This is a genomic window from Phenylobacterium sp. (genome assembly GCF_037138395.1).
Taxonomy (GTDB): domain Bacteria; phylum Pseudomonadota; class Alphaproteobacteria; order Caulobacterales; family Caulobacteraceae; genus Phenylobacterium.
Window position 1 is genome coordinate 1 of the sequence record NZ_JBAXIM010000089.1, and the last position, 10,490, is coordinate 10,490.

The 10,490-nt window shown below is 68.1% G+C and carries 12 protein-coding genes and 1 tRNA gene; 11 read left to right on the forward strand and 2 right to left on the reverse strand.

From position 1 onward, the window contains the following. Positions 1–109 precede the first annotated feature (109 nt). The 8 genes from WCJ52_RS08345 to WCJ52_RS08380 all read left to right on the forward strand — a co-directional run bounded on the left by WCJ52_RS08345 (position 110) and on the right by WCJ52_RS08380 (position 6,179). Entirely contained in the window at positions 110–373 is a 264-nt protein-coding gene (locus WCJ52_RS08345) for a hypothetical protein (RefSeq protein WP_336902845.1), read from the forward strand. Between the two features lie 24 nt (positions 374–397). After that, a complete protein-coding gene (map, locus tag WCJ52_RS08350; protein ID WP_336902846.1) occupies positions 398–1,222 on the forward strand; it encodes a type I methionyl aminopeptidase in 825 nt (274 codons plus the stop codon). Between the two features lie 81 nt (positions 1,223–1,303). Next, complete coding sequence (locus WCJ52_RS08355) at positions 1,304–1,561, forward strand: ATP-binding cassette domain-containing protein (RefSeq protein WP_336902847.1); 258 nt, start codon at positions 1,304–1,306, stop codon at positions 1,559–1,561. A gap of 54 nt (positions 1,562–1,615) precedes the next feature. Beyond that, positions 1,616–2,353, forward strand: a complete 738-nt coding sequence (radC, locus tag WCJ52_RS08360; RefSeq protein WP_336902848.1) for a DNA repair protein RadC — start codon at positions 1,616–1,618, stop codon at positions 2,351–2,353. A 45-nt stretch (positions 2,354–2,398) separates the two neighbouring features. After that, positions 2,399–2,482, forward strand: a tRNA-Leu gene (locus WCJ52_RS08365). Between the two features lie 181 nt (positions 2,483–2,663). Beyond that, positions 2,664–4,298 carry an EAL domain-containing protein gene (locus tag WCJ52_RS08370; protein ID WP_336902849.1) on the forward strand — a complete coding sequence of 545 codons (1,635 nt, stop codon included), beginning with the start codon at positions 2,664–2,666 and terminating at the stop codon, positions 4,296–4,298. A gap of 44 nt (positions 4,299–4,342) precedes the next feature. Continuing rightward, entirely contained in the window at positions 4,343–5,785 is a 1,443-nt protein-coding gene (locus WCJ52_RS08375) for a deoxyribodipyrimidine photo-lyase (RefSeq protein ID WP_336902850.1), read from the forward strand. Positions 5,786–5,813: 28 nt separating this feature from the next. Then, positions 5,814–6,179 (forward strand): VOC family protein, encoded by a 366-nt coding sequence (locus WCJ52_RS08380; protein WP_336902851.1) that lies wholly within the window; start codon positions 5,814–5,816, stop codon positions 6,177–6,179. Positions 6,180–6,205: 26 nt separating this feature from the next. Here WCJ52_RS08380 and WCJ52_RS08385 read toward each other — a convergent pair whose 3' ends face one another. After that, the gene (locus tag WCJ52_RS08385; protein ID WP_336902852.1) at positions 6,206–6,832 is read right to left on the reverse strand and encodes a glutathione S-transferase family protein; all 627 of its coding nucleotides are present in this window, start codon (positions 6,830–6,832) and stop codon (positions 6,206–6,208) included. 120 nt (positions 6,833–6,952) lie between these two features. Here WCJ52_RS08385 and WCJ52_RS08390 point away from each other — a divergent pair, with 120 nt between their 5' ends. From WCJ52_RS08390 to WCJ52_RS08400, 3 genes are all read left to right on the forward strand, one after another. Beyond that, entirely contained in the window at positions 6,953–8,329 is a 1,377-nt protein-coding gene (locus tag WCJ52_RS08390; RefSeq protein ID WP_336902853.1) for an MFS transporter, read from the forward strand. A gap of 113 nt (positions 8,330–8,442) precedes the next feature. After that, positions 8,443–8,835 carry a hypothetical protein gene (locus tag WCJ52_RS08395; protein ID WP_336902854.1) on the forward strand — a complete coding sequence of 131 codons (393 nt, stop codon included), beginning with the start codon at positions 8,443–8,445 and terminating at the stop codon, positions 8,833–8,835. 80 nt (positions 8,836–8,915) lie between these two features. After that, entirely contained in the window at positions 8,916–9,683 is a 768-nt protein-coding gene (locus tag WCJ52_RS08400) for an SDR family NAD(P)-dependent oxidoreductase (protein WP_336902855.1), read from the forward strand. Positions 9,684–9,775: 92 nt separating this feature from the next. Here the strand turns inward: WCJ52_RS08400 and WCJ52_RS08405 are convergent, their stop codons facing one another. Then, positions 9,776–10,300 (reverse strand): OmpA family protein, encoded by a 525-nt coding sequence (locus tag WCJ52_RS08405; RefSeq protein ID WP_336902856.1) that lies wholly within the window; start codon positions 10,298–10,300, stop codon positions 9,776–9,778. Between the last annotated feature and the right edge of the window lie 190 nt (positions 10,301–10,490).

The window sequence follows — 10,490 nt, forward strand, 5'->3', positions numbered from 1 at the left end:
GTCGAGGTCATGGCCTGGACCTGCGAGGTCGAAGCTGGCGGCGTTCGCATCGTGCGGCCCCTGCCCTGGCAGCGTTGACTTCCCTGCTCGCGGTGCCAGCATCCTCCGCATGTTCACCGCCCTGATCCTCGCCGCCGCAGTCTCCGCAGCGCCCACGCCCGCCCGGCTCGAGGCCCTGCTTGCCCCTGCCGCCGGCGGGCCCGTCGAGGTCCGCTCGATCCGCTGCAAGGTCCTGGGCGATCCCACCGAGTCCCGCTGCGACTGGCGACAGAAGACCGCCAAGGGGCGCTGGGAGACCTGGTCCGCCATCCTGGCCAAGGATGGAGAGACCTGGATCCTGATCGACACGCCCGGCCGGGCGTCGCACCCCTGAACGGATTGTGCTAGGCTGAACCCCATGAACCAGAGCGACACCGTCGAGTTTCCGCACAAGACCGGCCACATCCGCCTGCATGACGAGGCGGGCTTCGAAGGCATGCGAAAGGCGGGCCGTCTGGCCGCCGAGTGCCTCGATATGCTGACGCCCCACGTGGTTCCCGGCGTCGTGACCGAGGACCTGGATCGCCTGGCGCGGGAATTCATTCTCGACAATGGCGCCCTGCCCGCCTGCCTCGGCTACCGGGGATACCGCCACACCCTCTGCATCTCGGTGAACCATGTCGTCTGCCACGGCATCCCTTCCGAGCGCACCCTGCGCGAGGGCGACCTCGCCAACATCGACGTCACGGTGCTGGTCGACGGCTGGCACGGGGACACCTCGCGCATGTACGGGGTCGGCAAGGTCCCGGCCCGCGCCCGCCGCCTGGCGGAGGTCACCTACGACGCCTTCCAGCGGGGGCTTGAGGTGGTCCGGCCCGGCGCGACCACGGGCGACATCGGCGCGGCCATCCAGGCCTGGGTGGAATCCCAGCGCTGCTCGGTGGTCCGCGACTTCTGCGGCCATGGCCTGGGCCGGGTCTTCCACGATGCGCCCAACATCCTGCACTACGGAAAGAAGGGCACCGGCGAGGTCCTGCGGCCCGGCATGTTCTTCACCATCGAACCCATGGTGAACCTCGGAAAGTGGCAGGTGAAGATCCTGTCCGACGGCTGGACGGCCGTAACCCGCGACAAGTCCCTGTCCGCCCAGTGCGAGCATTCCGTAGGGGTCACAGAGACCGGATACGAGGTCTTTACCGCCTCGCCCGCCGGGCTCTTCCAGCCGCCCATTCAGGCCGACTGACGGAAATTCGGCTGACTTTTCGTTAACTTGCTTCCCGGTCCCGGGTAGGGCGACGTCTCCCCCATATCCGAGGAGCCTGTCGTGCTGTCGATCCGCAACCTGACCCATGTCTATCCCGGCGGAACCCGGGCCCTGGATGACGTCAGCCTCGAAATCCCAGCCGGCATGTTCGGTCTGCTCGGCCCCAACGGGGCGGGCAAGTCGACCCTTATGCGGTGTATCGCCGCGCTCCAGACCCCAACCTCCGGCGCCATCCACTTTGCCGGGATCGATCCCTACAACAAGCGCATCGACCGGAATGCCGGCGACAACGTCGCCCGGGTCAAGGTCGCAGGATAGGCTTGCGCGGCGTGAACATTTAGGGAACATTGGCGCGGTCGCCGGAGCCCCGCCATGCCCCCATCCGACCTGCAGGAAGCCCCGCTCTTCGGATCGGACACCGACTTGTCGCCGCCCCAGCTTTCGCCGCACGCCGGGCACCGGGCCCGCCTGCGTCACCGCGCCCGCCATGGCGGCCCGGGCGCCCTGCCGGACTATGAGCTGCTCGAGCTCCTGCTGTTCCGGTCCCTGCCCCGGGGCGACGTCAAACCCCTGGCCAAGGCCCTGCTGGCGCGCTTCGGCTCCCTCGCCGGGGTCTTCGGTGCGCCCCTCGAGGACCTGGTCCGGATGCGCGGCCTGGGCGAACAGGCAGCGCTGGACCTCAAGCTCGCCCACGAGGCCGCCGTCCGGATCAGCCGCGAGCCCGTCGCCCGGCGCGCCGTCATCACCTCCTGGACCCAGCTGTCCGCCTACCTGCGCACCGCCATGGCCCACGAACCGCGCGAGCAGTTCCGCGTGCTCTTCCTCGACCGCCGGAACCAGCTCATCGCCGACGAGGCCATGAACGAGGGCACGGTGGACCACGCCCCCGTCTATCCCCGCGAGGTGGTCCGCAGGGCGCTCGAGCTGTCGGCCAGCGCCCTGATCCTGGCCCACAACCACCCTTCCGGCGATCCCACCCCCTCCCAGGCCGACATCGCAATGACCCGCGAGGTCATCGAGGCCGCCAAGGTCCTGGGCCTGTCGGTCCACGACCACGTCATCGTCGGCCGCGATGGCCTGACCAGCTTCCGGGCCCAGGGACTGATCTGAGGGCGGGTGGCCCGCCCATCGGCATCGGGCTAGAGTGTCCTCAGGGCCCGCTTGGCGGAACAGGTAGACGCAACGGACTTAAAATCCGTCGCCATCGGCGTGCCGGTTCGAGTCCGGCAGCGGGCACCATCATTTCTGCGACATTTTGTCGCATGTGTGGGCCTGCCTGGTGGCAAGGTCTTAACCTTGCTGGCGCACAAGTCTGGAAAGCCTGCTCGGTGCACGGATCCCTGCAGGTTCCCCGGGAGCGGATCAGAGTGGAGGTCTCCGGCATGTGCAGGCGCGGGCGTCCAGATTGCGAGCGCATGCCTTGACGGCGTCGACGCCCCGCCTGGAAGACGCTGGCGTCGCCCGGCTCCTCGGTCTTGCCTTCGCCGGAGCGGACCTGGTGTTCGAGATCGACAGTGAAGGTTCCATCACCTTTGCTCTCGGCGCGGCGGAGCGTCTGACCGGGTGCCCCGACCAGGACCTCGTGGGCCGCGACTGGGCGGCGCTTTTCAAGTCGTCGGAAGTGACCCTCCTCGACACCCTCCGTACCACGCTGGGGCCCGGCGAGCGTCGCGGGCCCCTCCAGATGGCCCTTGCTGAACGAAAGGCACCCAACGCCCCGGAGTCGGCCTCGCTCTCGGTCTTCCGCCTGCCGCAGTTGGGAACCCGTCTGTCCTGCGCCCTCAGTCTGGGCGGGTCCGGCGGCGGTGCCCAATATCCGCGCGATGAGGATGGCTTTACGCCCGCGGAGTCCTTTTCCGTCGCCGCCGAGTATCTGCTCAAGGAGGCGGAGAAGGCGGGGCTGGTGCTCACCCTTGATCTCGTCGAGGTGCGGGGCCTTCGGGACCGGCTGTCCCGCCTCAGTCCCGACATGGCCGAGCGAACCCGACGGCAGATCGAGGCGACCCTGAGGGCGGAATCCTACGCCGGGGCCGGCGGCGCCGAACTCAGCTCCGACCGCTTCGCCATTATGCGCCCAGCCGATGCTCCCAACACCCGACTGGTGGAGGGCCTGAGCGCCGCGTCTGGCGGAAGCGAACGCCCCCAGCTCGCACGGATGTCGCTGGAGGGTGCAGCGTCCAGCCAGAACATGCGCACCCTGCGGCTGGCCCTCGACCGGTATATCGAAGCCGGCAGCGACGCGGCGACCTCGGGCTTCCGCGACACCGTGGCGCGAACCCTGAGGGACAGCGACCGGTTCCGCGACATTGTCGCGCGCGGCGCCTTCCAGTTGGCCTACCAGCCCGTCGTCTCCCTGGCGACCGGCGAGCTTCACCACTTCGAGGCCCTGGCCCGGTTTTCCAAGGACACCAGCCCGGCGGAGACCATCCAGCTGGCCGAGGACCTGGAGATGATCCAGGTCTTCGACCTTTCGGTGGTCCGCAGGCTGCTCAGGGAGTTGCAGTCCCTGCCGGTGACCACCCGGATCGCGGCCAATCTGAGCGCACATTCCCTCATGATCGATGGCTTTCTCGAGGAGATCCTTGGCCTCGGCGGCGACGACGACCTGCGCGGCCGGCTGATCCTCGAGATCACCGAGACCCGGCAGCTTCGCGACCTCGACCAGGCGAACGCCCGGATCGCCCGGCTTCGTAGCGCCGGTCACGTGGTGTGCCTCGACGACTTCGGAGCCGGCGCCGCCTCCCTGGACTATCTGCGCCGGCTGGAGGTGGACTTCATCAAGATCGATGGCCGATACATCCAGTCCATGACCGAGGGTTCCCGCGACGCCCTGCTGGTCAAGCACCTGGTGGCCCTGTGCAACGACCTTGGGGTGGCGACCATCGCCGAGATGATCGAGACCGAGCCGGTGGCGCGCCTCGCCCTGGACCTCGGGGTGCAGCTGGGCCAGGGCTGGGTGTTTTCCAAGCCCCTGGAAAAACCCAAGTGGAAGCCGCCGGGGCCAGCGCCAGACCCCGCCCGGACCCGCCCGGGCTCGAGTGAGTACTGGGGCTGAAGCCAGCCGTTGCCAGACCCCGCCAGCCGGGCCATGGAGACCCCATGACACCCGTCCTGCTTTGGTTCCGGCGCGACCTGCGCCTGTTCGACAATCCCGCCCTGTCGGCGGCCCTCTCTGACGCCGCTTCAGGCCGCGGACTCCTGCCGGTCTTCATCCTCGATCCCGGTCCCGACATCCGGCCGCCCGGCGAAGCCTCGCTGTGGTGGCTGAACCGCTCCCTGGTGGCCCTGGCCGCTGACCTTGAGGCCCGGGGATCACGCCTCATCCTGAGGCGGGGGGACCCGGCCGTGGTCCTTCCCGCCCTCGCCGCCGAGACTGGCGCCCAGATCGTCCACTGGAACGACCTCTTCGACCCGGGGCTCGCGGCCCGCGACGACCGTCTCGCCGCCAGGCTTGAGGCGGACGGCATGAAGGTCGGGCGCTGGAACGGCGGCCATCTGCTGCGCCCCGACCAGGTCAGGACCCGCACGGGCGGGGCCTTCGGCGTCTTCACGCCCTTCTGGCGAGCCGCCCGCCCGCAGATCGCCCCACCGGCGCGCACCGAGGCGCCCGCCTGGCTTCCGGTGCCCGAGACCTGGCCCGCGTCGGAAACCCTTGCCTCCTGGGGCCTGCAACCCACCGCCCCGGACTGGTCAAAGGGCTTCTCCGAATGGACCCCGGGGGAGACGGGTGCCCGCACCCGGCTGGGCGCCTTCCTGTCCGGCGCGCTCGCTGGCTATGGCCGGGCGCGGGACTTCCCAGCAGAGCCCGGCGCCTCCCGGCTGTCTGCGCACCTGCACTTCGGAGAGATCAGCCCCTTCGCCCTTTGGCGCGGTGCCCTCACAGCGGTCGAGCGGGGGGCAGCACCCGAGGCCGACGCCGAAAAGTTCCTCGCCGAGCTTGGTTGGCGCGAGTTCAACGCCCAGATCAGCGCCCGCGGTACCGACCTGGCAAAGTCCAGCTTCGATCCCCGCTTCGAGGCCTTTCAATGGGCGCAGGACCCGGCCGGTCTCACGGCCTGGCGCCAGGGCCTGACGGGCTATCCCATCGTCGATGCAGGCATGCGGGAGCTTTGGACCACCGGGTGGATGCACAACCGGGTCCGGATGATCTGCGCCTCCTTCCTGGCCAAGCACCTCCTGGTCGACTGGCGGCAGGGCGAGGCCTGGTTCTGGGACACCCTGGTGGACGCCGACCATGCCTCGAATGCGGGGAACTGGCAGTGGGTGGCCGGCTGCGGGGCGGATGCGGCACCCTACTTCCGTATCTTCAGCCCCATGGCCCAGGGCACCCGGTTCGACCCGGCCGGGCGATATGTCCGCCGCTGGGTCCCCGAGATCGCGCGCCTGCCCGACAAATGGCTTCACGCCCCCTGGACGGCCCCGCCCATGGTCCTGGAGGCCTCCGGCCTGCGGCTCGACCGGGACTACCCTGCGCCGATCGTCGACCACGAGTTTGCCAGGGCCCGGGCGCTTGAGGCTTACGCACGGCTAAGGGGCCGATAGACTGCAGTCCCGAAATGGAGATTCCAAAATGCTTGGTTACGTCACGCTTGGTGCCAACGACTTCGAACGCGCCAAGACCTTCTACCGAAAGACCCTCGAACCCCTGGGTGCCCGACCGGCCATGTCCGGCGAGCGGATGGAGCTCTATACGAACGGTACCGGGGCCATGATCGGCGTCTGTATTCCCTACGACAAGGAAGCCGCGAGCCCTGGCAACGGGGTCATGCCCGCGATTTCTGCTCCCAGCCGGGAGGTCGTGGACCAGGTCCACGCCGCGGCCCTGGCCAATGGCGGCGTCTGCGAGGGTCCGCCCGGTGAGCGCATGCCCACCTTCTACGGCGCCTATTTCCGGGACACCGAGGGCAACAAGGTCTGCGTCTACAAGATGGGCTGACCTCGGTGGGCGGCGGGCCCTGGGGATCAGGTCTCCCGGCGCCCCGCCGCCTCCCACTCCAGGAAGTCCGGCCAATTCAGGAGCCGGTCCAGATAGTCCGCCCGTTCCGGCGAGCCCGCCTCGATCGCATAGGTCCGGAACCGGCTCGCCACCGGCGCAAAGAAGGCGTCGGCGATCGACCAGTCTCCCAGCAGGAAGGGCCCACCACTGCGGCCCAGGAGGTCGCTCCAGAGGTCCCGGATGCGGGCGATGTCGGCCTTAGCCTCGTCTGACAGGTCGATCGCCGCGATCGGCCTGGCCAGGTCCATCGGACATTCAACGCGCAAGGCACGGAAGCCGGCGTGCATCTCGCTGGCGGCGGCCCGGCCCAGTGCCCGGAGGTCCGGATCTTCAGGCCACAGCTTCGCCCCGGGAAAGGCCTCGGCCAGATACTCACAGATGGCCAGGGACTCCGGGATCACGAGGCTGCCCGTCTTCAGGGCCGGCACCCGGCCAGAGGGGGAATGCGGCAGGATCTGCGCGCGGGTCTGGCCCTCAGCCTGGTAGAGACGGATCAGGCGCTCCTGGAAGGGCGCGCCGGTGCGCTTGAGCACCAGCCAGGGCCGCAGCGACCAGCTCGACCACCGCTTTGATCCGATCACCAGTTCCAGCATTTCCGGCTCCCGTCTCGGGGCGGCCCGTCCGCCCCGGAATTGAGACTCGTACTTGCCCCCAGGCCGCGGCGGCGTCTAGACAGGTTTCAACAAGCAAAACAACCACCCGGGAGGACTAGGGTGTCCATCGTTTCCACCTCGCCAGAGGACGTCATCGACGTTGAGGAAGAGGCCCCCCTCGTCCCCCTGGTCTCGCCCGGTTTCCGCCGCTACGCCCTGATCCTGCTGTTGGCGGTCTATACGGTCAACTTCCTCGACCGCCAGATCGTCTCCATCCTGGCCGAGCCCATCAAGCGCGATCTGAAGCTGTCCGACACCCAGCTGGGGCTGCTGACAGGCCTCGCCTTCGCGATCTTCTACACCTTCCTGGGCCTGCCCATCGCCCGCCTGGCCGAACGCAAGAACCGTGTGACCATCATCGGCGTCTCCCTGGCCCTGTGGAGCGGCTTTACCGTTGTCTGTGGCCTCGCCAACAACTTCGCCCAGCTGCTCCTTGCGCGGATCGGCGTGGGGGTCGGCGAGGCGGGCTGCACGCCCACAGCCCACTCCCTGATCTCGGACTATGTCCCGAAGTCACAACGCGCCTCGGCCCTGGCCTTCTTCTCGATCGGAACGCCTCTCGGATCCCTGCTCGGGTCGTCCCTGGGCGGGGTCATGTCCGACACCTTCGGCTGGCGCGCCGCCTTCCTCATGGCTGGCCTGCCGGGTCTCATCCTGACAGTGATTGTCTTCTTCACCCTCCGGGAACCGCGCAAGCAACTCTCCGAGGTGGTGCGCGCCCGGATTCTGGAGACCCAGAAGACCGACGGAAGCTTCGGCGCCACACTGACCTATCTCATCCATAAAAAGACCTTCTGGATGGTGGCCTTCGGTGCCGCCACCCTGGCCTTCATCGGCTATGGAAACGGGGCCTTCGTCTATTCCTTCTACCTGCGGAACCATCCCCAGGAGGTAGCGGCCATGGCCTCCCACTTCGGCCTGAAGTCCGTGGGCTTCCTCGGCCTCGCCCTCGGCATGCTCGGCGGCGTCATGGGGGTCATCTCCAGCTGGCTGGGCGGGGTCCTGGCCGACCGCGCCGGGGCGCGCGACATCCGCGGCTACATGACCGTGCCGGCGATTGCAGCCCTGATCTCGCCCGTCTTCGCCATCTTTGGCTACCTCCAGCCGACGGCGATCGGAACCATGGCGGTGATGGTCCTGCCCGGCCTTCTCGGCTCGCTCTGGTTCGGCCCGGTCTACGCCTCTGGCCAGAGCCTGGTGCCCCCGCACATGCGAGCGACGGCGGCCTCCATCCTCCTGTTCATCATCAACCTGGTTGGGCTGGGCGCAGGTCCGCTGATCGTCGGCGCCCTGTCGGATTACTTCGCAACCGGAATGGGGCTCGGCGAGGCCGAGGGCGTCCGCTGGGCGATCATCTGCACCTCTTGCTGCACCCTGATCGCCGCAGCCCTGTTCTGGACTGCCCGCAAGACAATCAAGGAAGACCTCGTCAGCTGACACAACGCAGGGTGCCGGGACGTCCGGTCCCATGCGGGTTTCAATTGAAAGTTAACGCCACACGGGCAATCTGGATTTAGGGAGCAAAGAATCGCCCCTTGGGAGAGATCGACATGTCGACCCGCAAGTCCGGCTTCACCCGTTACAGCTCTGATCACTTCGAGCCCCAGGAAGACATGGACCTCGCCGCCCAGCGTCGCCTGCGCGGACAGCTCGAGCATATCGACTACACGGTATTCGCCTCGAACCGCGAGGTCATCCACACCACTCTCGGCAGCACGGACTCCGATAAGTTCCAGAGGCTCGCCGTCGCGGCGGCCCTGGCCCGGGCCCAGTGGGTCAAGGAAGCCCTGGACATGGCCGAGCATCCCACCGGGTTCGAAACCCGCCAGGTGATGCGCCTTGCCGAGCTGCGTAGCCGCTACGAAGAGCTGTCCAGCGTCTACGAAGCCCTGCGCCGCATGGTTGAGCGCGGCTACGTCACCTACACGACGTCGGCGAGCTGACGGCCAACCGCCCTTCGGACTTGTGAGGGCCAGCCAACCCGGTCCAATCTCCGGGTCACAGCCATCTCCGGAGTCCCCCCATGTCGCTCAGCCGCTCACTCAAGGGGTCTATCGCCCTCGTCACCGGGGCAGGTTCCGGCATGGGCCGCGCCACCGCCGAGATCTTTGGTGCCGAGGGTGCCCATGTCGCCGTGACCGACTTCAACGCCGGGACAGCGGAAGCAACGGCGGAAGCCATCCGGCAGGCCGGCGGCTCCGCCCAGGCCTGGGCCCTGGATGTGTCCAACGCCGATCAGGTCCGCACCGTCACGGAGGCCGTCGCCGCCCGGTTCGGCGGTCTGGACATTCTGATCAACAACGCAGGCATCTCGGCCTTCAGCCCCATCGACTCCCCGGACTACGATGCCATCTGGGCGAAGTCCCTGGCGGTCATGCTCACCGCCCAACAGGTGACCATCCGCGCCGCCCTGCCCTGGCTCCGTCAGTCAAAGGCTCCGCGGATCGTCAACATCGCCTCTACGGAGGCCCTGGGTGCGACCAGCCGTGACAGCCCCTACGCCGCCGCTAAGGCGGGCGTCACCGGGCTGACCCGGGCCCTGGCGGTCGAACTGGGCAAGGAAGGGATCACGGTGAACTGCATCTGTCCCGGCCCCATCCTCACCGGGATGACCGACCGGATACCCGACGCGGACCGGGCCACCTACGCCCGGCGCCGGACCGCCCTCGGCCGCTATGGCGACCCGGCCGAGGTCGGCCACATGACCGTAAGCCTCTGCCTCCCTGCCGCCAGCTTCATTACCGGCGTCACCATCCCCGTGGATGGCGGCCTCATGGCGCGTAACGCCTGAGCCCTAGAAACAGAAAAGCCCCGGGTTCAGGAACCCGGGGCCCTCCGTCGATGGAGATCGCCAGCCACCCGAAGGCGGCTGGCGTCCTCACCTTATTTCACGCTGACTTCGACGCGACGGGCTTCCTTGAGGTCGCCTCCGCCATTGGTCGAGATCGGCTTGACCAGGTCGATACGGTCCGCAGCGACGCCGGCGGCCACGAGGGCAGCTTGGACGGTCTGGGCCCGGGACTTGGCCAGGTCATGGTTACGTTCCGCTGTTCCGGTCGGATCATGGTAGCCGGTCACGACGGCGCGAGCCGACGGATTGGCCGCCAGCCAGGCGACGATGGGCGCGAGGCCAGCGTCACCTTCAGCGATCCTGGCCGATACATCGACGTCGAAATACAGCTTGGCCGCAGGCGGGGCCACAGCCTCGACAACGGGAGCCGCAACAACGGCAGGGATCGCAGCCGGAGCCGCAACCGGGCAGGTACCGCGCGGCGTGGCCATACCCGTCAGCCAAAGGATGCCGAGAAGCAGGGCCAGGACGGCAGCAACGATCTGGTGCAGGCGGTTCCAGGCGGAGAGGCCGTTGTTAGCGGCGTTGGAGTTATGGTTGGAGTTGTAATCAGACATGGGTCAGGTCTCCTTCAATCAGCGCCGAACGCCGGCGTCGAGGCGTTCCTGCAGATTGCGCAGGTCCTGCCAGCGGTTCTTTGCCGCGAGGCCAGCCTGTTCGGGCCAGGACTCGGGGTTGGCGACGTCGTAGGCAGGCCCGCCCTTCTTGAGGATAGCCAACAGGGCTGCCTGGCTGGCCGCGGCCAGC